The sequence below is a fragment of the Parafrankia colletiae genome (assembly GCF_001854655.1).
In the GTDB taxonomy this organism is placed as follows: domain Bacteria; phylum Actinomycetota; class Actinomycetes; order Frankiales; family Frankiaceae; genus Parafrankia; species Parafrankia colletiae.
Genome location: NZ_MBLM01000156.1, coordinates 1 through 22,010, shown reverse-complemented (window position 1 = coordinate 22,010; position 22,010 = coordinate 1). Strand labels below are relative to the sequence as shown.

Genomic DNA, 22,010 nt, shown 5'->3' with positions numbered 1-22,010 from the left:
TCCCGGAGCGGTGGAAAATATCGCTATGGGACGTCCGCTCAGGTGGCAGTTCCGGCCGTGGGGCTCGAAGCCCGRCCGGGCCGCCACCGAACGCCTGGACCTACCAGGACGCCTCCATCAGCGCCGAGTCGGCGCCGGTCTCAGATGTCGCTACCGATGCTCGGAACCCCCTTCAGCAGGGCCCGCACCTCGGCCTCGCGGTACCGGCGGTGCCCGCCCAGAGTCCGGATCGAGGTCAGCTTCCCGGCCTTCGCCCACCTGGTCACGGTCTTCGGGTCCACCCGAAACATCGTGGCAACTTCGGCGGGCGTCAGCAGCGGCTCGGCATCCGGCGTTCTCGTCGTCATTTGCGTTGGCCTCCCGTCACAGAGCGTCGCTCCGTCCCATACAGATCGTGCATCCTTCGGGGGCATTTCGGACATGGCACGTCAGGACCATCTGCTGACTAGTCACAGCTCGTCCGAAGCGGAGTGCAACGCTGCGCTAACAGGAGGCGCCGATCAGCTGGCGGATTCCCGTGACTGCAGGGGTCTCCACCTGATCAGCACGCGTTCGTACGCCTCGACCGCAAGGTCTGTTCGCCCTCGGCGTAACGCGCTGACCGCTTCGACGATGTCCTCGACCGAGGTGTCCCGCCGAAGCATGTCGTCGTCGAGCAGGTCAACTAGTCCGTCGTAGTCCAGTTCAACCCTGCTCTGCGGATGGAAGGACCCCAGCCAACGGGCCAGCTCGGCGACGCCCTCGATCGCGGGGACGTTCGCGGTCCCCGACCGGAGGGTCTCCATCGCCTCCACCGCGCGGCCGACCCGGCGGCGGGCGAGGCTCATCGTCGTCCGGTAGATCATGGAACGGTCGGCGTTGTCGCCGGTGATCAGTGCACGCTCGGCCGGGTCGAACAGCACGAACCAGGTCGGCGGCACCATCCAGGTACAGGTCTGGACATGCAGCTTGATCTCGGGCCGGCGCGCCTTCCACCGATCGAGCTCGACCTCGGCCGGGTCCACCAGCCGGCGCGGCAGGAACGCCTCGGCGACCCGCTCCGGCATCTGCCCACGGAACTCCCTGGCCGCCTGCCACACACGCAGCTGCGTCGACCACGGGCAGACGAACATCAGTCCGTCCACCCACTGGATGAACGCGGACTCGTCGGCGACATCAAGCGACGGCCGGACGGTGGCCACCAGCGCCACCACCCGTTCGCGCCGGRCACCCGCACGGCTCGAGGGCKGGCCGGACGCGGCGTAGCGCTGCCACCGCACCCGGTCGGAGGGCGGGAACGCCGCCAGTGGCTCGTAGATCCGCAGGTACGCCGCGGGCGAGACGACGGGCACCCTAGAACCCGGCATGGGCGGGAGTGGCTGCCGGCACGGCGGCCACCGGACCGGGTGCCCGCCGGCAGGGCACCGGTACGGGTGCTGACATGCCCCTGGATGCTGGCATGACTCCGATCCTGGCACGGACCAGGGGCGGGGCGGGCCGGACGGCGGTGAGAGGTCCGGCATCTCGCCGAGCCGGCCCCGGTGGACCGTTTCCGGCCGGGTGCCGCCCACCCACCGAAAGGCCACTGCCCTGGCGCGAACGGGGGTGGCCCCGCGGGCGCGCACTGCGCGCCCGTGCGGCGGGAGGCGAAGCGGGAGGCCCGTATGTTCGGCCGGGAACGGCTGACGGAGCCCGCGGTCCGCGCCCTGCCCGCGCCCCTCCGCGGCCCGCACCGCCCCGCCCCGCCCCCGGAGAGGAGAGGCAGCCATGTCATCGGAGGTCGACACGCCCACGGTGGCCTCATCGGTGTTCGGCGCCGGCGCGGAGCACGAGCAGGTGATGTTCTGCTCCGATCAGGCCAGTGGCCTGCGCGCCATCATCGCGGTCTACTCGACCGCGCTCGGGCCGGCGCTCGGCGGCACCCGGTTCCACGCCTATCCGGACGAGGCGTCCGCACTCGCCGACGCCCTCGCGCTCTCCCGTGCGATGGCCTACAAGGCCGCCTGCGCCGGCCTGGATCTCGGCGGCGGGAAGGCGGTCATCCTCGGCGACCCGTCGCGCGACAAGAGCGAGGCGCTGCTACGGGCCTACGGGCGGTTCGTCGCCTCCCTCGGCGGCCGGTACATCACCGCCTGCGACGTGGGCACCTACGTCGAGGACATGGACGTGGTGGCCCGTGAGACCCGCTGGGCAACAGGCCGGTCGCCCGCCCACGGCGGCTCGGGAGACTCGGGCGTGCTCACCGCCTACGGCGTCTTCCAGGGCATGCGCGCCTGCGCCCGGCACCGATGGGGGACGCCGGAGCTGACCGGCCGCCGGGTCGCCGTCAGCGGGGTCGGCAAGGTCGGTCAGCGCCTCGTGGAGCACCTGGTGGACGCCGGGGCGGCAGTCCTGGTCGGCGACACCGATCCGRCCGCCGTACGGCGCGTCCTGGCGCGGCATCCCGAGGTCCGGGCGGTCGCCGACCCCGGGGAGCTGATCCGGGCGGACGTCGACATCTACGCCCCCTGCGCGCTGGGCGGCGTGCTGGCCCACGACGTCGTGCCGCAGATGCGGGCGGGGATCGTCTGCGGCGGCGCCAACAACCAGCTCGCCGACCCCGGGGTCGCCAAGGTGCTCGCCGACGCGGGCGTGCTGTACGCGCCGGACTTCGTGGTCAACGCGGGCGGCCTCATCCAGGTCGCCGACGAGATCGAGGGGTACTCCCCGGAACGGGCCAGGGCACGCGCCGGCCGGATCTTCGACACGACCGGGGACGTCCTCCGGCTGGCGGAGGCGGAGGACGTCACACCGGAGGTCGCCGCGGGCCGGTTCGCGCGGCGCCGGATGGCCGATATCGGCCGTCTGCGGGGCATCCTCGTCCCCGACCGGCAGCTCCCGTGACCGGGCGGGGCGCCCGACGGCCACCGGCGCCGCGCCGGGCGCCCCGCCGCGATCAGGAGAGCGTGACGATGAGCACATCCATGGCCTCGCCGAAGGCCGGCGTGCCCGCTGTCAGGGGGTCCCGGGGGCGCCCTGGAGCCTCCGACGATCTTCTTTCTGTTGTCCGACGACAGGTAACTGTCGGGTTGGCGTGCCGAGTGGGCTGCGATCCCTGTAGTCTCGGGAAGCACGAGACAGTGAGAGCACCGGGGCGGGTCCCCGTCGTCATGTTCGAGGGGGTCGAGCCATGGGGCGCGGCCGAGCGAAGGCCAAGCAGACGAAAGTCGCCCGCGAGCTCAAGTACAACTCGCCCAGTATGGATCTCGACCGGTTGAAGGCGGATCTGGGCGCGGGTACACCATCGCGGGAGATCGAGAGCGACGAACCGTACTCGGATGACGAATACGGTTACGACTCATACCTGGACGATGAGGACGAGCACCGCTCATCCCGCTGAGTCCGGGGCCGCCCCGGCCGATGCCGCCCTTCCGGGTGACACCGGGTGGGCAGGCCATGGCCGCCTGGCTTCAGGTGGCCATGGGTGTCGGAGGTCGAGTCCGGTACGCCCGTCTTGTACGGGCACGCCGGGCCTCGAAACTGATCTGGGCGGAACTGTCGGTGTCGCGGTCTAGAGTTCCGAAGGTCAGGATCCTTCCGGCCGAGGAGGCTCCCACGGCAATGACCTGCGACCATTCACCATGGGTTGCGGGGGGCGGTCCGGATCCGCGCGCGCGCGGCGCCCGCACAGCGGCGGGGCGGCACGTGACGCGAGAGACCGTGTCCCGCCGATCCCGACAGGCCGGCCTCCCGGGCCGCGTGCGGTGTTCCCTGTCAGCGGTAGGCGCCGACGAGACGCGCCGAACCGCTCTGCGGCTTCCCACCATCGGGCTGGGCCTCGATGCCGCCCGCGATCCAGGCGGCCACCCCCCGATCCGTCAACAGACGCACCACAGCCGCCGCGTCGTCGGCGGCGACCACTGCGACCATTCCAACGCCCTGGTTGAACGTGGCCTCCATGTCGGCTTCGCTGACGCCGCCACGCTCGGCGAGGAAGCCGAACACGGCGGGCGGGCGCCAGGTGGAGCGTTCCACCGTGGCGACGGCGCCGGGTGGGATCACCCGGGCCAGGTTCGCCGCGAGCCCGCCACCGGTGATGTGGGCGAAGGCATGCACCTCCGCGGCCGCGTTCACGGCAAGACAGTCCCGGGCGTAGATCCGGGTYGGCGCGAGCAGCGCCTGCCCGACAGTGCCGCCCAGGGCTTCCTCGTACCCGGCCAGAAGCGCCCGGCCCGCAACGGAGACGCCTCCGGGCTGGCCAGGCTCAACCGGACCGAACAGGATGTGCCGTACCAGCGAGAAGCCGTTGGAGTGGAGACCGGATGACGCCATCGCGACCACCACGTCCCCCTGCCGGACCAGCTCCGGCCCGAGCACGGCGTCGGCCTCGACGACCCCGACCCCCGTCGCGGCCAGGTCGTAGTCGTCGCTTCCCATAAGGCCGGGGTGCTCGGCGGTCTCACCCCCCACCAGCGCACAGCCTGCCTGTTCGCAGCCGGAGGCGATTCCGGAGACGATCGAGGCGATCCGGCCGGGTTCGAGGGAGCCGCAGGCGATGTAGTCGAGCAGGAACAGCGGCTCCGCACCGCACACCACCAGGTCGTCGACCACCATGGCGACCAGGTCGATGCCCACCGTGTCGTGGGTGTCCATCGCCCTGGCAACGGCGATCTTCGTGCCGACGCCGTCCGTGGACGATGCCAGCAGCGGGCGACGGTACCGGGCGACGTCCAGCGCGAACAGGCCCGCGAACCCGCCGAGCGAGCCGACCACCTCAGGGCGGGTCGCCCGAGCGACGTGCTGGCGCATCAGCTGCACGGCCCGGTCACCGGCCTCGACGTCGACCCCGGCGTCCCGGTAGGAGACCGAGCGCGCCGAACCGCCGGCGCCATCGGTGACGGCGCCGGTCACAGGGAACCTCCGGTTGTCCGGGTCGGCACGAGCGGCACCGGCTCGATGTCGGCGTCGTGGCTGTCCGGTGACGGGTCGGCCCCGTTCATGCCGAGTGTCACCCGTGCCCGCACCGCCTGGGCGATGACCTCTTCCGTGGTCGCCGGGCCGAACGACTCAAGCCGGTGCTTGCCCAGCTTGTCCGCATCGGCCAGCGGAACAGGGTAGATGCCGTCGAAGCAGGCCCGGCACAGCGCGTCGGCGGGCTGCTCGGAGGCCTCGATCAGCTCCTCGAGCGAGACATAGGCCAGCGAGTCCGCGCCGAGCGACTCGCGGATCTCCTCCACACCGCTGCCGCTGGCGATCAGCTCGGACCGGGTGGCGAAGTCGATGCCGTAGAAACAGGGCCACCGCACCGGCGGCGAGGAGATGCGCACGTGTACCTCGGTCGCCCCTGCCTCGCGCAGCATCCGGATCAGCGCCCGCTGGGTGTTGCCGCGCACGATCGAGTCGTCCACGACGACAAGACGCCGGCCTTCGATGACGTCCCGCAGCGGGTTGAGCTTGAGCCGGATCCCCCGCTGGCGGATGGTCTGCGACGGCTGGATGAACGTCCGTCCCACATAGGAGTTCTTGACCAGTCCCTCCCCGAAGGGGATGCCGGACGCCTCGGCGAACCCGACCGCCGCCGGCACCCCGGACTGCGGCACCGGGATCACCAGGTCGGCCTCGGCGGGTGCCTCCCGCGCCAGCCGCCGCCCCACCTCGACCCTGGTCGCGTGCACCGACCGGCCGCCGATCGTCGTGTCGGGCCGGGCGAGGTAGACGTACTCGAACAGGCAGACATGCCGATCCGCCTCGGCGAACCGCAGTGAGCGCGGGCCCGCGGCGTCGATGATCACCAGTTCGCCGGGCTCGATCTCGCGGACGAACCGGGCGCCCACGATGTCCAGCGCGGCCGTCTCGCTGGCGACGATCCAGGCACCCTCCGGCCGATCCTCGAGCTGCCCCAGGACCAGCGGGTGGATGCCGTGCGGGTCGCGCGCCGCGTACAGCGTCGACGCGTCGGCGAAAGCCAGCGAGAACGCCCCCTGCAGCCGGGGCAGGACCGCGAGCGCGGCATCGACGAGAGTGGGTCCCGGATGCTCCGCCAGCATCGCCGTGATCAGATCCGAGTCGGTGGTCGCCCCGAGACCGCCCGCGCGCTCGTGGAGCGAGCTGGCAAGCTCGACGATGTTCGTCAGGTTCCCGTTGTGGCCGAGGGCGATCGGCCCGCCGAACCCGGCCGTCCGGTATGACGGCTGTGCGTTCTCCCAGGTGGACGAGCCGGTCGTCGAATACCGGGTGTGGCCGACGGCGACATGCCCCGAAAGACTCGACAACGTGATCTCGTCGAAGACCTGGGCCACCAGGCCCAGCTCCTTGAAGACGACAACCGTGCGCCCGTCGCCGACGGCGATGCCGGCGGCTTCCTGGCCGCGGTGCTGAAGTGCGTAAAGGCCGTAGTAGGTGAGGTTTGCCACGTCCTCGCCCGGAGCCCACACACCGAACACGCCACAGGCGTCGCGCGGGCCCGGATCGTCGTCGAGAAGCTCGGGCGGCAGCGGGCCGACACGCCCCGGACCGCCGCGGCGGGAGCCGCCGCGCAACTCGGGCGGGTGGGCCGAGGTCGACTCCGGACAGGCTGCGGAGTCGTCGCTGTCTGCGACGTGTGGCACCAGGTCTCCTAGATGAGGTCAGGGTGACCGAGATGTCGGGAGGAACGGGTCGGGTTCACGGCGGATGTCGTACTACCCCGGGCGCACATGACAACGCTCACATCAACAGACAGCCACGAGAAGCGTCTCGGACCACCCGACGTTCACGCCCGCCCTCGACTCCCCACATAACCAACGCTAGCAGCGGTGACGCCGATCAGCCGGTCGAGCACGATCCCCGACCCCGACCCACGAGGAAATCACAGCGAAAGCACGACAAAAGCCAACGTGGTCCCGCCGGTCGAAGAAACCCACCGACGCCCGGATGACGAGGCGCGGGCCGTTCCGGCGCGCGCCCACGGGCCTGGCCGCCGCCTCGGGCGCGGCTCCGGCGGTGGCTCCGCTGGTTACTCGGGCAGCTGCGGCAGCGGTGGGCTCAGTGGCAGCAGCGAGCGAAGATCGGCCCGTTCCCCGCTGGCCCGGATGCGGCCGTCGGCCACCGCCTCCTCCCAGCCGAGGCGGCCCGTCGCGACCAGGACGAAAGCCGACGGCTCGACCTCGACCACGTTCGGCGGGGTGCCCCGCGTGTGCCGCGGGCCCTCGACGATCTGCACCGCCGCGAAGGGCGGCACCCGCAGCTCCACCGCGCGCCCCGGGGCGCGCTGCGCGAGCAGCGCCGTGATCAGGCGGACTGTCGTGCGCAACGCGGCGCGGACCGGCGTCGCTCCCAGCCCCAGGCCGAGCACCACCGCCTCCGCGACCGCGCCGGCCCTGACGTCCCCCGACCCCGACCCCGGCTCCGGCTCCGGCCCGGGGTCCGAGTCGGTCGGACCGGCGGAGCTGGCCGGGCCGGCAGTGCCAGTCAGGCCGGCGGTCGCGGCTGCGACCGCGTTCCGGAACTCGGCCCGGATCCCGGCGGGCCGCCCGCCGGCAGGATCCGCGGGCTGCCGCCCGGCTTCGGGATCGCCATCCTGGGGAGGAGCCGCCGGTAGTCCGCGTACCGCCCGGTCGAGCGCGAGCACGCGGCTGGTGGCCTGGATGATCAGGTCGGTCATGGTCAGCCCGGGGGTTGCCGCCGGCCCGGCGACCTGGTCGTCGGACAGCAGGTCCACATGGTCGGCGACGGCCGTCCACTGCTCGGCGAGCGTGCGGGCGAGGTCCGGATCGGCGCCCACCGACCRCACCCGGCCGCCTGTCAGTCGTCGTCCGCCTGCCCCGCCCCGCCCCGTGGAGCGGCTCCGCCCGGCCGGGCCGCGCCGGTCCCCGTCCCCTCGTCCCGTTCCCCGACCACCGCCGGCCATCGGACCACCCCTCCCGCATTCATGCCGCCTGCCGGCGCTCGCCTGCCCGGCGCCGATGGTAGGCACCCCTCCCGGCGCGGCCCGCCGGCCACAGACCAGGATGGGCCCGTGGTTGTGACCCCGTTCGGTACCGCGACGCTGCGCGCACGCGTCCTCGAGGCGTGGACCGCGTCCCCCAGCCGCTTCCGGGAGGATGCGAACGCCGAGGAGGACGCTGCCCTCGGCGCCTACCGGGACCGCCTGCTGGTCGAGCTCATCCAGAACGCGGTCGACGCGGCCACCGCCGCCGGGATGCCCGCCAGGGTCCGCGTCAGCCTGACCTCCGGGCTGCTGGAGGTGGCGAACACCGGCGCGCCGCTGACCGCGGCCGGGGTCGAGGCGCTGTCGACTCTGCGAGCCTCGGCCAAGCGCGACGTCGAGGCCGTCGGGCGGTTCGGTGCCGGCTTCGCCGCCGTGCTCGCGGTGACGGACACGCCGTCGATCCTGTCCAGATCCACCCGGATCGACGGTGGCCCGGACGCCTGGCGGGGCGTCGGCTGGTCACGAAACCGCACCGCCGAGCTGGTCCGTGGAACGGACGCGACCGCGCTGCACGGGGAGCTCGACCGGCGGGCGGGGGCGGTGCCCGTGCTGCGTCTGCCCTTCGATCTCACCGAGGTCGCCGAGGTCGCCGATCTCATCGACGTCCCGGACGGGCCCGCCGGGTACGACACCGTGGTCCGGCTGCCGCTGCGGGACGAGGCCGCGCAGGCGACAGCCCGCGCCCTGATCGCCGCCTTCGATCCCACTCTCCCGCTGGTCCTGCGTGGCCTCGAGGAGATCGTCATCGAGATGGACGGCACCACCCGCGTCCACCGCTGCACCTGGGAACCCACCCGTCCGGGCCCGGACGGATCCGACCTCGAGGTAGCCATCGTGGACGGCACGCGGTGGCGCGGGTGCGTGCTCCGCGGTGGCATCCCCGCCGAGCTGCTCGCGGACCGCCCTGTCGAGGAGCGGGGGCGCACGGGGTACACGGCCCGGGCGATGGTTCCGGACGGCGGCTGGCCCGCCGGTGCCCCACAGGTCGTCCGCGCCCCCCAGCCCACCGACGAGGCGGTCGGCATCCCCGCGCTGATCAGCGTCGATCTGCCGCTGGACCCCTCCCGCCGGCACACCGTCCCCGGCCCGCTGCGGGACTGGCTCACGGACCGCCTCGCCGCGGCCGTGGCCGCGCTCGCGGTTCATCTCGGCACCGCCGGTTCGGACCCCGGCCCGGATCCGCTCGCGGCTCTGGATCTCGTCCCCACCGGCCTGCCGCGTGGCGAGGTGGACGGCCGGCTCCGTGACTGCCTGCTCGCGCTCCTGCCGGAGGCCCCGTTCCTGCCCGGCGGGCGGGTGGGCCGGGACTGCGTCGTCCTGGACCTGGGACCCGCCACCGACACCGTCACCGCCCTGCTGCGCGCCGGTGCCGTCGTCCCGGACGCCGACGCCGCCCGGGACGACGGAGCCACCCGGGACGACGGAGCCGGCGATGACGAGGAGGTCGTCGTCGACGGCCTGCTGCCGGCCGAGTTCGCGGTCCGCCGGCGGCGACCGGCGCTCGACCTGCTCGGAGTCCGGCGTCTGGACACCAGCGGGGTCGTGGAGGTGCTCCGCGGCGTGCACCGGGCGCCGTCATGGTGGGCGGGCCTGTACCCGCTGCTGCTCACCGCACCGGATCGGGACGCACTCGGCGCACTGCCCATCCCGGTGGTGGACGTGCCCGACCTCGACGATCTCAAGCGTGCCTCGGCCTTCGGGGAGCCCGGCCCGGCCGGCACCGGCCCCGGCCGGATCACCCCAGGATCAGGGAGCGGGGAGGCCTCGCCGGACGCGACGACGACACCCCCCAGCCGGATGGTGACCGGGCCACGCGGCGCACTGCTTCCCACCCCCGAGCTGGACGTCGTCGCCCTCGCCCACTCGGGCCTGCCGCTGCGCGTCGTCCATCCCGATGCCTGCACGGATGCCGCGCGCGACGCGCTACGCACCCTGGGTGCGGCGGACGGCACCCCGGCCGGGGTCCTGCGGGACCCCGCGGTGCGGGAGGCCGTCACCCGATCGGACCCCGACGACGATCCGGACGAGCTCCACGCACTGGCCGACGGCGTGCTGGCGCTGGTCCGCGGCGCGCTCACGGCGGGCGTCCATGACACCGCTGACGGCGCTGACGACGACGCGGAGCCGGACGGCCCCGGCGTGGAGCCGGAAGGCTCCGGGCCCGGGCAGGTGCGTGTCCCGTCGTGGCTGTCAGGGCTGCTGCTCCCCGAACTAGGTGGTGGTTTCGCTCCGGCCGCCGAACTGGTCGTCGCGGACGGGCAGCTCGACCTGCTGTTGGCCGACGATGCCCCGTTCGGGACCCTCGCCCCCCGCTACGGCGAGGCCTGGCCGGGCGAGGTCCTGGAAGCCGTCGGCGTCCTGCGTACGTTCGGCGTGCTCCGCGCGAGGGATGTCACCCTCGACCCCGACGAGCCGGTCCTGCTCGAGCTGGATGACAGCGACACCTGGGTGGAGGAGGTCTACGAGTCCTCCGAACGGGCCACGGGCCGCCCAGGGGCTCCGCCGATCCAGGGCGCGCCAGCCGTTCCGGGCGCACCGCTGCTGCTCGGGCGGTTCGCGGCCGTCCGTGACCTCGAGCTCGTCGACCCCGACGCCTGGCCCGACGCACTCGCCGAACTGGCGCGCCCACCGCTGCGGGGGGTCGTGCTCGGCCCCGAACCGTCCTACACCCGCTGGTGGCTGGCACGGCACGCCCTGCTGCCGACAGGCGACGGTTCGGACACCTGGCTCCCGCCGCGGGAACTGGTCCTGCCTGGCGCGGACCCTCTCCTCACCGGGCTGTTCGCGCCGGCTGCGCCGTTGCCCGGAGTGGACGAGGAGTTCCTGCGCCGGCTCGGCTGCCGTCTCACCCTGGATGACGTCCTCACCGACCCGGAGGCCGTGGTCGACCTCCTCGACCGTCTGGGCGATGCCGACCGCGAGATCGGCTGGCCCGCGGCGCGGACCCTCTACATGGCGGCGGTCAGTGCCGCCGGGCTGCTGGGGTCCGAACCGGGGGGTGCGGGCCCGCTGCTGGACCCGCCGCTGACCGTGCGCACCCCCACCGGGGTGTTCCGTTCCGGCGAGGTCGCGGTGATCGATGCCCCCGACCTGCTGGCCGCGTTCGACGCGGACCACCCGATCCTGCGGATCCCGCTGGACCGGGCCGCCGAGGCCGCACATGTACTCGGGCTGCGGCTGGCGTCCGACCTGGACGAGTTCCGCGTGCTCGACGGCGACCCGGTGACCCGGACGGTGATGGTCACCGGGAGCCGGGTCGTGCTCGATCAGCGGGTCGTGCTCGATCAGACCGCCGCGGACGGATCCGGCGGCGCGTCCGACACTGGCGCCGACACGGATCTGGCAGCCGTGCCCGGAGCCGCCAGGCCGCTGACGGCGACCTACCGCGTGCACTCGCAGCTGTGGATCAGCAGCCCTGGCGGGCAGCGAACCCGGGTGTCCTGGCGGGTGGTCGGCGGCATCGGTGGCGAGATCCATGTCGATGCCCAGTCCGGCACGGACGCGCTCGCCCGGGCACTGGCCTGGCAGGCGGGCCAGTGGGAACGGCGGCACGGCCTCGCCGCGGCCCTGCGTGACCCCGATGGCGCCCAGCTGCGCCAGGCCGAGGACGACCTCGACGACCGGTGACGAGGCATCGGCCGTCGGCAACGACGGCAGGCGGGATCAGGCGGCGCCGGGCGGTTCGCCGGCTTCGCGCAGGCGCCGTCGGCGGCGCACCACCACCCACAGACCCGGCAGCCCGAGCCCGAAGCCGACCGCTGCCGTCGCGATCCACCAGAGCCGGCCGTCCGCGCGCAGGTCGTCGGTGAAGGGCAGCATCACCAGCAGGGCGACCAGCCACACCACGGTGCCGACGGCGACCGAGCGGACGCCGTCATACGGCAGTGGGCGCAGCTCCTCGGGGCGCGGGCTGGCCGCGTCCGGCAGGGGTGTGCTCATCACTGGCGACGCTACCCCGCCCACGGTCCCGACGGGCGGGATCAACGAGTGGGTTCGGCGGGCGGGTTCGACGGGCGGTCAGCTGCTGGTGCCGAGCGGAAGGTCCCCGCGGTCGAGCCACTCGTCGTACGACTGCCTCGTGACCTCGGCGAGCAGCATGATGTCGTCGGCAAAGCGGTCGAGGACCTGCTCGCGCAGACCGGGCGGGAGCGGTGGCCCCGGGTCCAGGCGCCGGTGCAGCACGGCCAGCGCCGGGGCCAGGGGATCGGCGTCCTCCGAGCTCACCTCGCGCGCCCGGACGCCGTCGGGCCCGAGCACCGCCGGGACGAACGTGCAGCCTGGTGCGGCCAGACCCGCGCCGGTGGACGCCGGGTCGACCGCGCGGACGAAGGCGCAGATGTCACGCAGCGCGGCTGCGGGCCTGGCGACAAGGTCCCGGTAGCGCACAAGCAGCACCTGGCCGGGTGGGAACAGGGTGTGGAGGCGCCGCAGCTGGCTGCCGTACCGGCCGTGCTCCGCGTACCGCCACCGGCGCTTCCACCCCGCGGCGCGGCGTGCCTCCTCGGCCTCCAGCGCCGCCGCCAGGGTCGGCAGCTGTTCGAGGCCGGCGCTGCGCTGTGCCAGCCAGTTCGCGTAGGCGCGCTCGACCGGGTCGCGGAGGACGACGACCATGCGCAGGTAGGGCAGCAGCTCGTGCATGCGCCGCTGGGCCGGGAAGTCCGCCAGGTAGTACGGGGTGCTCTCGCCCCGGGGCCGCAGGCCGCTGTTGGGGAAGAGCGCCTCGTAGTCCGCCCGGCACCAGACCGGCACATCGGGTTCGGCGCCGCCCGGGTGCGGCGGCCGTTCGCCGGGGGCGAGGAAGAAGCCGGGTTCGGCCGGCTCCGACATCGCCAGCCCGGGATGACGGGCGAGCGCCGCGTGGAGTACCCGCGTGCCGGCATCGGGAGCTCCGACCACGACGAAGTCGGGCAGCGCCACTGCCGGCCCCTCCTCCCGACCCACGGTCATGCAGAAGCCAAGAATATACCCGCATTTCTCGACGGGTTAAGTAGAAAATAACGCGGACCACAGCGGTGTTCAACCGGACCTGGGCGGTTCGAAGCCGGGGTCCGGCGGCGACAGCCGTCAGCCGGAAGCGCGAGGCGTCACCGTCCCGTAACTGCCGTTGTGGTAGACGAGAGGCGCTGTGGAGGCCTCCGCGTCCGACTCGACCTGCGTCTCGACGACCTCGGCGATCACCAGGTGGTGGTCTCCGGCACTCAGCCGGGAGAGGATCCGCGTCCGAAGCCACACCGACGCGTCGACAAGCAGCGGCTCGCCGGTGGGCAGCGGTCGCCAGCGGGTCGGCTCGGCGAACCGGTCGATACCCGAGGTGGCGAAGCGGGCAGCCAGCCCCTCCTGACCATCGGACAACAGGTGGACCACCAGGCTCGGCGCCGCCAGCAGGGCCGGCGCGCATGACGAGGTCGCAGACAGGGACAGCGACAGCAGCGGCGGATCTGCCGACAGCGAGGCGACGGACGTCGCGGTGAATCCGACGGGCCCCCGCGGTCCGGCCATCGTCACGACGGTGACCCCCGCGGCGTGCCGGCGGAACGCTCTCCGCAGGGCGGCCGGCTCGACCACCGCCGCGCTCCGGATGTCCGCCGCCGCCGTTTCTCGCCGGTCAACGATCACTGCCGCGCCGCGGTGGTCGGCCACTGTCGCGCCGCGCGCGTCGAAGGCTTCCACCCCAAGGGTGTCGAGAGTCACAGTGCTGCCTCCGCCAGGTCCGTACGCAGGACGGCCCGCGGCCCGCCGGGCGCGGCGGACCGCTGCCCGGCTGGCACGACGGCGTCCGCCACCGCGTGAGTGATGTGATCAGCCGCGACGCGCGGGAAGTGGTCCGTCGGGCCCACCGCGCCGAGGCCGCGGGGAGCGGCGCCTGCACGCTGGCGGGCACCCGCGTTCCCGAGGACGCCGGCCCGCAGGACGTCGCCGTGGGAGACCACCCAGGAGTCGACGACGATGTCCAGGTCGAGGAGCTGGTCCTCGACCACCGCGAAGGATCGCGCGGGGACAGTGGCGCCGAGCTCGACGAGCACCGGGCGCAGGTAGAGATCGCCGGCGAAGGAGTGGTCCGGCGCCGCCGACACCACCAGCGGGACAGCGGTGACGCCGCGCAGCGCCCCGCCCGGCAGCAGATCGAGGAAGACCTTGAGCAGGCCGGTGTAGCTGCCCTTGTAGACCGGGGAGGCGACGATCAGCAGGTCCGCGGCGGCCGTGGTGCGGGCCGCGGCGGCGACCTGGCTGTCGTTGTCGAACAGCCGCCGGGCCAGCGGCGCCAGGTCGATGATCTCGATGCCGGCTACGGGAAGATCGTCCGCGATGCGCTCGGCGAGGTCACGCGCGACGCCGAGGGTCCGCGACCCCGTCCTCGGGTTGCCGCTGATCACCACCAGGCGCGGCAGCTCACCCGGCGCTGACAGAACGACGGGCGAAGGCACGTGGGATGCAGATGTGGATGGTGACGATATCAGCGCGAGCGGTGATGACTGGGTCATGGATGGCCTTCCAGTCTGGTCGGACGTCGCGTAGCGGCGTCCGACCTGGTCTGGCCGCGGATGCGGCCACGAGCCATGGCGGGTGTCCCGTTCCGGGCCGCGGCGTGCCACCGACCGACCGCGCCGGGGCCGCGAACCCACCCCCTGGCCCCGGCGGAGCCGGACATCCCCCGCGCCGCCGCCGATGGCGGGCGGGACGCCGCATCCGATGTCCCGGCATGCAGGCATGACGGGACATGGCCCGGCGGCAGGCCGGCAGGCCACTGTCAGGAACGGCGGGACGAACGGAACAGACGGAGGCGCGAGTCAGCGGAGGCGCGGGAGGTGGGTGCGCGGGAGGTGCGGGCAGTGGGCGGCGGAGGCACGGGCGGACGGAACAGGCGGGGAAACGCGGAACGGACAGGAACGCGTGACGAGACCCGCGGCCCGGACTCTCGACCCGGCCCGCTTCAGAAAGCTCGGTCAGCGGCTACAGCGACTACAGCGGCTGCGGGTGGCACGGCCGTAGTCGACGCACCGCCGACGCGTGAGCAGCGGGCGGGAGGCGAACAACGAGCGAGGAGACGGCAGCTCCCGACTGCTGGGAAGTAGGGAAGCGGCCACGTCCAAAACTGTGCGGAGCAGGCCTTTGTTCAGTCAAGAAGTGATAAAGTGAGTCAGATCACATAAGAGTTTGGTTGGCGCGGGATCGTCAGGCGTGTTTCCGTTGGTCCCGTGTTGAAGCCGGCATACCTCGTCACGCGGGGGCATATCGACCTGCTGAGGGTTGCCTCCGCGGCCTGTCCGGCCTTCTGACCACGCCGGCGGCGTGCTGGCCCGCCCGGTCACCGGCCCGGCTCCGCGCCACCGCACCACCACCGCCTCCCGGCCACCGCATCCCGGCGCCTGAGGCACCGGCTCCCGCCACCGCGGGTCCCCGCCCTTCGGCGGCAGCGGGCCAGGGCTGCGAGGGCGGGCCCGGCCCGGATCCACGCCACACTCCGGCTGCGGCGCCACCGCCGCGGAACGTCCCCGACCGACCCGAGCCCGGAGCCGACCCGTGAGCGAACTGCACGTCAGCACCGCGGAGGACCTCGCCCCCTCCCCGGCCGACATCGACGCCTTCCACCGGCGCCTGCACCACGTGGCGCCCTGGGCCCTCGACGCCGAGACCGCCCAGAGCTCGGGCATGCGCCGGCTGGCGGCGGTCAGCGCACGGACGGTCGGGTCGTCGAAGCTCTGGATGGGGCAGACACACGTGGCGCCGGCGACCGCCTCGGCCAACCACCACCACGGCGGGTCCGAGACCGCGATCTACGTGGTGAGCGGCAATCCCGAGTTCGTCTTCCCGGAGGACATCACCGACGGTGAGGACGGCGGCCCGCCGCGGGAGATCCGCATCCGGACCACCCCGGGTGACTACATCTTCGTCCCGCCGTGGGTGCCGCACCGCGAGGAGAACCCGGACCCCGACAACGAGGCGCTCGTGGTGATCGCCCGGAGCACCCAGGACGCGATCGTCGTCAACCTGCCGGACCTGCGCTGGACCGGATCCGTCCGGACGACCAGCGACGACGTCACCGGCTGCTCGTAGGCCGCCGCCGCGCCCCCGACATCCACCGCGCCCTCGACATCGCCCCCGACATCCGCAGTGCCCCGACATCCGCAGTGCCCGCCCTGATCCGCCTGGAGGCGACCGTGGCAGCCCACGCCGGCTTCGTCGAGAGAACACCCGTAGACAGCGCCGTGGACGTCGACCGGCTGGCCTGGCAGGTCCTCGTCGACGGCCAGCCGATCGACCTGACCTACCTGGAGTTCGAGGTCCTCGACTACCTCGTGCGCAACCCGGGACGGGTCCACAGTCGCGAGCAGCTGCTCAGGGAGGTGTGGGGGCAGAACCCCGGCTCCATGGGCGCGTCCGCGCCCCGCACGGTCGATGTCATGATCACCCGGCTTCGGCGCAAGCTCGGCCGGCGGCACCGGGACAGCATCGAGACGGTCCGTCGGGTCGGTTACCGCTACCGGCCGGCGGACGAGCCCCGCAGATCCCATTCGCCCTCGATGCTGTAGACCGGCGCCGAACCACCGGAACTGCTCATCAGCGTCATCGCCCGGGCGGTCCATGACAGCGGCACGGCCGCCCGGCCGAGGGTCTGGTCGACCGCACCGGCCAGCTCACGCAGCCCGACGTCCGCGCCGGGCCGCACCCGGGCCAACGTCAGGTGGGCCCGCAGCGGGCGGTCGTCTCCGTCGGCCGCACCCGCCCGGATGGCGGCCCGCCGCACGCCCGTGGCCAGCGGCCTGAGATCACCGGCGACCCGCGCCCACAGCACCCGCTGGCCGAACTGCCCGGCGCCGTCGACCCGCAGCTCGACCGGCGGGTGCCGGTGCGCGACGCGGCCCAGCCGCTCGGCAAGCCCCGCCCGCACCCCGGGATCGACGGTCCCCAGGAACGCCAGGGTCACATGCCAGCGGTCCGGGCTCGTCCAGCGCAGCGCCGCGACGGCCTCTTCCGGACGGCTGTCTCCCGGGAGTGCGGCGATCGCGGCGGCCAGGTCGCGGACGACGTCCGCGGGCGGCAGCAGCGCGACGAAGAACCTCATCACGAACACTCATACCGCGCCGTGGCGGCGTGGGCACACCTGGCCCGGCCCACCCGGAACGGCACCCCCGTTCGGCGTGAGGAGGTCTGGTCACAGCGGGCTGGTTCGAGTGGGTGGTCTGACGACGGTATCGGCCCGACCGCCCACCCGCGGGTGGCCTTCAGGAGCACTATCGGAGCTGTGACGACGGTCCCCGAACTGGTGGCGCCCCGCGATCCCGGCCTTTCCCGGGCGTGGCGCTCCGACCGTCGCGCCGCGCGGCGCGACGAGCCCGATCTTCCGGTCGCGATGGCCCTGGCCACCGACGGTTCGGAGCTCACCACGGCGGACGTCCTGCGCGACGCCGGTGTCGACGTCGTGGGCCTGCTCGCCCCGGAGCCACTGGAGTCGCTGGCCTGGGCGGCCGAGGCGCATGCTCCGCGGGCCTACAGCGACCTGATCGCGCTGCTCTCGGACGACATCGAGGCGATCTGCGTCGAGATGGCCCCACCGGCGTCCGACTTCGTGGCTCGCCGGGCGGCCGAGGCGGGCCTGCACGTGCTGCTGGCCAGGCCGGCCACGGCCGAGGCGGAGTCGCTGCGCGCCGTCGCCGACATCGCCGAGGACGCGGATCTGGCCCACGTCGTCGCCCTCGACGGGCGGGCCTGGCCGGCGGCGTGGCATGTGCAGGCGTCCGTCCACTCGCTGGGACGGCTCAGCCAGATCACTGTCGTCGGTGCGCCGGCCGGCCCGCTGGGCCGGGCGGAAACCATCGACCTGGCGCTGCGCTGGTGCGGCGAGATCCTTGCCGTGTGCGCGGATCCGGGCAGCATGCCGGCTGCCGCGCTCACCCCGGAGGCGCCGGTGACCCTGGCCCTGCTCGCCGCGAACGGCACGACGATCCTCATCAACGAGCGGATGAGCGGCGAGCTYGCCACCGCGGTCGTCACCGTCTGCGGCGACGCGGGGCGCATGGTCGTCCAGGGCCGGCGGGTGCGACGCCAGGACCGGACGGGCGTCCGCGACCTGTGGATGCCGACGGTCCCCGCCGAACGGCCCGGCCTGGTCGAGGCGACCTATGACGTCGTGCGCGCCGCGGAGCTGAACGATCCCGCGCTGGTCCGTGGCGCCACCTTCCACGACCTGCTCACCGCCACCCGCCTGCAGGTGGCGGCCACGGCATCCCGGCAGCGCGGCGGCTGGGTCGAGCTCTAGCGCTGGGCCGCCGGGCCTGCGGGTCAGAGGCCGGCGAGTCGGTCGAGGATGGGTGCCGCCGCGCGCAGCGCGTCGGCGTCCTGCGGGGGCAGGTCGGCGAGGCGCTCGGCCAGCCACTCGTCCCGGCGGCGGCGGTCGGCGGTGAGCAGGTCGCGGCCCTCCTCCGTGACCTCGGCGATCACCTGACGCCCGTCGGAGGGATGCTGGCCGCGGCGGACCAGGCCGGCCTCGGCCAGCGTGGTGATCACCCGCGTCATCGACGGCGGCTGCACGCGCTCGTGGGCGGCGATCTCACCGAGGGTCATCGGCCCATGCCGGGCGAGCGTGGCAAGGGTCGCAACCTGGGTGGGCGTCAACGTGCTGGAACGCTCCTGGCGCATCCGCCGGGACAACCGCATCACGGACAGACGCAGGGTCGACGCAAGCTCCGCGACACCCACACTCTCCATCAGAGAGTCCCGAGGGGACTGACGCCTTCAGGCGTGAGGGGAATCGGGTACGGACCGCAACCCTGATGGATGTGCGGCACCGGCATGATCGGATCATGGTTCGGCAGGTGACGGTGGGCGCGGGCGGCGTCCACGACCTCGGATATCACGTCGTGTGGTGCCCGAAGTACCGCCGGCCCGTGCTCACCGGCCCGGTCCGCGACCGGCGCGACGAGCTGATCCGACAGAAATGCACCGAACACGGCTGGGGCGTCGGCGCGCTGGAGGTCATGCCGGATCACGTGCATCTGTTCGTCAATGCTCATCCGAAGCACTCCCCGTCGTACGTCGCCAACCAGCTCAAGGGATTCACCAGCCGGGTCCTGCGCGCCGAGTTCCCGCACCTGCGGTCCCGGCTGTCGACCCTGTGGTCGTGGTCGTACTTCGTCGCCACTGTCGGCGCGGTCTCCGCCGACAGTGGTGCGCCGGTACATCGACACCCGGTACGAGCGTCCATGACACAAGGAGCGGCCGTGAGACGGACGTTCAAGTTCCAGCTCCGCCCGACCGTCAAGCAGGCAGCCGCGTTCACGGCGATGCTCAGTAGCCACCGGGCGCTGTACAACGCGGCGCTTCAGGARCGCCGTGACGCCTACCGGCACCCGTCCCGGACAACGGTTCGCTATGGCGACCAGTCCGCTCAGCTCAAAGAGATCCGCGCGGACGACCCGGATCAGGCGCGCTGGTCGTTCTCCTCCCAGCAGGCCACCTTGCGCCGGCTGGACACAGCGATGGCCGCCTTCTTCCGCCGCGTGAAAGCCGGGGAGAAGCCGGGCTATCCGCGGTTCAGGGGTGTGGGCTGGTTCGACACGGTGACCTGGCCGAAGGACGGGGACGGCTGCCGCTGGGACTCCCAGCCCGACCACCCCACCCAGACCCGGGTACGGCTCCAGGGCGTCGGCCACGTCAAGGTCAACCAGCACCGGCCGGTACTCGGCACCGTCAAGACGATCAGCGTCAAGCGGGAGGGCTGCCGCTGGTATGTACTCCTGTCCTGTGACGACGTGCCCGCCGCGCCGCTGCCGGTCGCCGGCGCGGTGGTCGGGGTGGATCTGGGGGTGGTGTCGCTGGCGACTACCTCCGACGGCCGGCACATCGGTAACCCCCGCTACCTCGCCGTGGTGGCCGGCCGGCTTGCCCGCGCGCAGCGGAAGCTGGCGCGGAAGAAGCGGGGGTCGGCGCGGAGACGGAAGGCGGTGGCGCGGGTCGCCGCGCTGCACGGCACGGTGCGCCGGCAGCGGCTCGACCTCGCCCACAAGACCGCCCTCGGGCTGGTCCGCGAGCACGACCTGATCGCCGTGGAAGCCCTGCGGGTCGGGAACATGACCCGCAGGGCCGCCCCGAGACCCGCCCCCGACCGGCCGGGGGCGTTCCTGCCCAACGGGCAGGCCGCCAAGACGGGACTGAACAGGTCGATTCTGGATGCGGGATGGGGGGTGTTCCTCGCTGTACTGCACGCCAAGGCTGAAAGTGCCGGACGGACGGTTGTCGAGGTACCACCCGCCAACACGTCCCGCACCTGCGCGGTGTGCGGGCACTGCCACGCCGACAACCGCAGAACCCAGGCCGTGTTCGCCTGTGTGGCGTGTGGGTACACAGCGCACGCTGACGTGAACGCGGCCGTCAACATCCTCCGGGCCGGACTGGCCCGTCAGGCCGCGCAAGCGGCCTGAGAAGCCGGCGGCTTCAGCCGTCGGAGTAGTCACTCGTAGAAGCTACTGGTTGGCCTCATCCGTACTCAAGGCCGATCTGACGGCGACACAACGGGTGCCGGGGGCCGRCCGCCCCCCGGTAGCGTCCGGCTCCCGACGTTCCTGGGCACCTGCCCGTGCGCGGCGGAGCCGGCGGGAGGGCCGGTTTCATAATTTCCCGCGGCGACGGTTCGCCGCTTCCGGGACACCTCCACCGTTTCGGGGTACTTACCACCCTGCCCACCCGGGGGGTAACCCTCAGACGCGACCGACCGGTGTGTCACTCTTGTGCGGTGAGCCGGCCTGGGGTTGGTCACCCCGTTTCCCGCCTCGCTGAACGTGCTGGTCGCCGTCACCTTCGTCCTCACCGGCCTGCTGCTCCTCGACGAGGACGCCCTCGGCAGCGTGAGCTGGGCGTTCGTGCCGGGTGGACTGATGTGGGCGGTGACCTGGACCGCGACCTGGGAGCACGGCCCGAGCGCCGCGGTCTCCTCGTTCGCGTACACCCATTTCTGGGTCTGTCTGGGTGGGGCGTGCTGCTGACCGCGGCCGGGGTGCAGGTGACGGCGCAGGCCGCCGAGCCGACGCCCATCCTCGCGCGGCTCGCCGACGATCCGCCGGATGTCGTCATCCTGGACATGCGGATGCCGCCGACGTTCACCGACGAGGGCCTCGTCTCCGCCGAGCGGATCCGTGTGCAGTACCCGGCGGTGGGGGTCCTGGTCCTCTCCACCTACGCGGACGTCCACTACGCCGTCCGACTGCTCGGCGACGGCCGAGGCGGCATGGGCTACCTGCTCAAGGACCGGGTCACGGACCTCAACGGCCTGCTCGACGGGCTGCACCGCATCGCCGCCGGCCGCCTCGTCGTGGATGAGGACATCATCGCCGGTCTGCTGGCGCACCGCCGCCGCGCCGAGGCCCTCGACCGGCTCACCGGACGGGAACGTGCCGTCCTGCGCGAAATGGCCGAGGGTCGTTCGAACGCGGAAATCGCGGCGAAACTCCATCTGGCGCCGAAAATGGTCGAGAACCATGTGGCGAGCGTGTTCTCGAAACTCGCGATGCCGATTTCGGGCGACAACAACCGGCGGGTGCTGGCCGTTGTCGCCTGGCTCCGTTCCGCTGGTGAGGTGACATCCCTCCCCCCAGCAGGTGCACCCGGCGCACAGCTCGGCTGATCCGGCAGTCCGGGCACCTGGACCAGGCACACGGACGTCGATCCGACGGGACATGCGACAGCCGCCCGGCACGAGAGCTCGGCGCCACGTCCGCGCGCATCTGCGCAGGTCAGCCATCACCGGCTGCTCACCAGCAAGAACCCTCGGTCGCTCCGCGAGGCGGTGGGCCCACCGGCTGGAGTACCCGACGGCGCTACCCGAAGACGCGCACCACACCCTCTGTGTAACAGCCTGACCACTTCGCGACGTCTCCAGGCGGTTCCCCTTCGTGCACGACTTTTCCGATTTGGCCGTTTCGTTCCGTGATACGCGAAGATTGCACCATTTTGAAGAAGTCAACTGTCTTTGAAATAGGGTTGTCAACCCCCATCGACAACATGATCGACAACAGCCGCCTTTACCGGTGCGACGGGCCGTCGGCCACCAATGACTTCGCCACCGGAGCGGTCAGCGCGCCAACGCCGA

At 72.8% G+C, this 22,010-nt stretch carries 21 protein-coding genes and 1 pseudogene; 11 read left to right on the top strand and 11 right to left on the bottom strand.

Features of this window, described 5'->3' with window-relative positions; genetic code table 11:
- Window positions 1–140: 140 nt before the first annotated feature.
- Both bldC and CC117_RS28755 read right to left on the bottom strand, forming a co-directional pair.
- Window positions 141–347 carry a developmental transcriptional regulator BldC gene (gene bldC / locus CC117_RS28760; RefSeq protein ID WP_006540950.1) on the bottom strand — a complete coding sequence of 69 codons (207 nt, stop codon included), beginning with the start codon at window positions 345–347 and terminating at the stop codon, window positions 141–143.
- 153 nt (window positions 348–500) lie between these two features.
- Entirely contained in the window at window positions 501–1,331 is an 831-nt protein-coding gene (locus tag CC117_RS28755) for a hypothetical protein (RefSeq protein WP_071089860.1), read from the bottom strand.
- A 415-nt stretch (window positions 1,332–1,746) separates the two neighbouring features.
- Between CC117_RS28755 and CC117_RS28750 the strand changes: the two genes are divergently transcribed.
- Together CC117_RS28750 and CC117_RS28745 are read left to right on the top strand one after the other, a co-directional pair.
- Window positions 1,747–2,862 (top strand): Leu/Phe/Val dehydrogenase, encoded by a 1,116-nt coding sequence (locus CC117_RS28750; RefSeq protein WP_071089859.1) that lies wholly within the window; start codon window positions 1,747–1,749, stop codon window positions 2,860–2,862.
- 286 nt (window positions 2,863–3,148) lie between these two features.
- Entirely contained in the window at window positions 3,149–3,358 is a 210-nt protein-coding gene (locus CC117_RS28745) for a DUF3073 domain-containing protein (RefSeq protein ID WP_071089856.1), read from the top strand.
- Window positions 3,359–3,732: 374 nt separating this feature from the next.
- On the opposite strand, the gene purM is transcribed toward CC117_RS28745, so the two are convergent.
- From purM to CC117_RS28730, 3 genes are all read right to left on the bottom strand, one after another.
- Window positions 3,733–4,869: a phosphoribosylformylglycinamidine cyclo-ligase gene (gene purM / locus CC117_RS28740; RefSeq protein WP_071089853.1), complete on the bottom strand. Its 1,137-nt coding sequence runs from the start codon at window positions 4,867–4,869 to the stop codon at window positions 3,733–3,735.
- Window positions 4,866–6,566: an amidophosphoribosyltransferase gene (gene purF / locus CC117_RS28735; RefSeq protein ID WP_071089850.1), complete on the bottom strand. Its 1,701-nt coding sequence runs from the start codon at window positions 6,564–6,566 to the stop codon at window positions 4,866–4,868. The genes purM and purF overlap by 4 nt, the downstream gene beginning before the upstream one ends.
- A gap of 386 nt (window positions 6,567–6,952) precedes the next feature.
- Window positions 6,953–7,720, bottom strand: coding sequence for a sterol carrier family protein (locus CC117_RS28730; protein ID WP_241830517.1), 768 nt, complete (start codon window positions 7,718–7,720; stop codon window positions 6,953–6,955).
- A 240-nt stretch (window positions 7,721–7,960) separates the two neighbouring features.
- Between CC117_RS28730 and CC117_RS28725 the strand changes: the two genes are divergently transcribed.
- The gene (locus CC117_RS28725) at window positions 7,961–11,554 is read left to right on the top strand and encodes a sacsin N-terminal ATP-binding-like domain-containing protein (RefSeq protein ID WP_071089928.1); all 3,594 of its coding nucleotides are present in this window, start codon (window positions 7,961–7,963) and stop codon (window positions 11,552–11,554) included.
- Window positions 11,555–11,590: 36 nt separating this feature from the next.
- Here the strand turns inward: CC117_RS28725 and CC117_RS28720 are convergent, their stop codons facing one another.
- From CC117_RS28720 to CC117_RS28705, 4 genes are all read right to left on the bottom strand, one after another.
- Window positions 11,591–11,866: a DUF2530 domain-containing protein gene (locus CC117_RS28720; RefSeq protein WP_071089847.1), complete on the bottom strand. Its 276-nt coding sequence runs from the start codon at window positions 11,864–11,866 to the stop codon at window positions 11,591–11,593.
- A 78-nt stretch (window positions 11,867–11,944) separates the two neighbouring features.
- Complete coding sequence (locus CC117_RS28715) at window positions 11,945–12,844, bottom strand: sulfotransferase family protein (RefSeq protein WP_071089845.1); 900 nt, start codon at window positions 12,842–12,844, stop codon at window positions 11,945–11,947.
- A gap of 147 nt (window positions 12,845–12,991) precedes the next feature.
- Window positions 12,992–13,543, bottom strand: a complete 552-nt coding sequence (locus tag CC117_RS28710) for a flavin reductase family protein (RefSeq protein ID WP_407673605.1) — start codon at window positions 13,541–13,543, stop codon at window positions 12,992–12,994.
- A gap of 71 nt (window positions 13,544–13,614) precedes the next feature.
- On the bottom strand, window positions 13,615–14,352 hold the full coding sequence (locus CC117_RS28705; RefSeq protein WP_241830516.1) for an NADPH-dependent FMN reductase: 738 nt from the start codon (window positions 14,350–14,352) through the stop codon (window positions 13,615–13,617).
- A gap of 771 nt (window positions 14,353–15,123) precedes the next feature.
- Between CC117_RS28705 and CC117_RS40715 the strand changes: the two genes are divergently transcribed.
- The 3 genes from CC117_RS40715 to CC117_RS28695 all read left to right on the top strand — a co-directional run bounded on the left by CC117_RS40715 (window position 15,124) and on the right by CC117_RS28695 (window position 16,458).
- Window positions 15,124–15,204, top strand: a complete 81-nt coding sequence (locus tag CC117_RS40715; RefSeq protein ID WP_407673604.1) for a putative leader peptide — start codon at window positions 15,124–15,126, stop codon at window positions 15,202–15,204.
- 244 nt (window positions 15,205–15,448) lie between these two features.
- Window positions 15,449–15,982 carry a cupin domain-containing protein gene (locus CC117_RS28700; RefSeq protein WP_071089839.1) on the top strand — a complete coding sequence of 178 codons (534 nt, stop codon included), beginning with the start codon at window positions 15,449–15,451 and terminating at the stop codon, window positions 15,980–15,982.
- A gap of 104 nt (window positions 15,983–16,086) precedes the next feature.
- Window positions 16,087–16,458: a winged helix-turn-helix domain-containing protein gene (locus CC117_RS28695; protein ID WP_071089925.1), complete on the top strand. Its 372-nt coding sequence runs from the start codon at window positions 16,087–16,089 to the stop codon at window positions 16,456–16,458.
- Here CC117_RS28695 and thpR read toward each other — a convergent pair.
- Window positions 16,407–16,991, bottom strand: coding sequence for an RNA 2',3'-cyclic phosphodiesterase (gene thpR / locus CC117_RS28690; protein ID WP_071089922.1), 585 nt, complete (start codon window positions 16,989–16,991; stop codon window positions 16,407–16,409). The genes CC117_RS28695 and thpR overlap by 52 nt on opposite strands.
- A 180-nt stretch (window positions 16,992–17,171) precedes the next feature.
- Here thpR and CC117_RS28685 point away from each other — a divergent pair, with 180 nt between their 5' ends.
- Window positions 17,172–18,185 (top strand): Gfo/Idh/MocA family oxidoreductase, encoded by a 1,014-nt coding sequence (locus CC117_RS28685; RefSeq protein WP_071089836.1) that lies wholly within the window; start codon window positions 17,172–17,174, stop codon window positions 18,183–18,185.
- Window positions 18,186–18,208: 23 nt separating this feature from the next.
- Here the strand turns inward: CC117_RS28685 and CC117_RS28680 are convergent, their stop codons facing one another.
- Window positions 18,209–18,634 (bottom strand): MarR family winged helix-turn-helix transcriptional regulator, encoded by a 426-nt coding sequence (locus tag CC117_RS28680; RefSeq protein ID WP_071089832.1) that lies wholly within the window; start codon window positions 18,632–18,634, stop codon window positions 18,209–18,211.
- Between the two features lie 95 nt (window positions 18,635–18,729).
- Here CC117_RS28680 and tnpA point away from each other — a divergent pair.
- The 4 genes and pseudogenes from tnpA to CC117_RS28665 all read left to right on the top strand — a co-directional run bounded on the left by tnpA (window position 18,730) and on the right by CC117_RS28665 (window position 21,545).
- Window positions 18,730–19,132, top strand: a pseudogene (gene tnpA, locus CC117_RS36775) (IS200/IS605 family transposase).
- Window positions 19,133–19,146: 14 nt separating this feature from the next.
- Window positions 19,147–20,346, top strand: coding sequence for an RNA-guided endonuclease InsQ/TnpB family protein (locus CC117_RS28675; RefSeq protein ID WP_116287925.1), 1,200 nt, complete (start codon window positions 19,147–19,149; stop codon window positions 20,344–20,346).
- 327 nt (window positions 20,347–20,673) lie between these two features.
- Window positions 20,674–20,907, top strand: a complete 234-nt coding sequence (locus CC117_RS28670; RefSeq protein WP_071089830.1) for a hypothetical protein — start codon at window positions 20,674–20,676, stop codon at window positions 20,905–20,907.
- On the top strand, window positions 20,898–21,545 hold the full coding sequence (locus tag CC117_RS28665) for a LuxR C-terminal-related transcriptional regulator (protein WP_071089827.1): 648 nt from the start codon (window positions 20,898–20,900) through the stop codon (window positions 21,543–21,545). Before CC117_RS28670 ends, CC117_RS28665 begins: the two co-directional genes overlap by 10 nt.
- The last annotated feature ends 465 nt before the right edge of the window (window positions 21,546–22,010 follow it).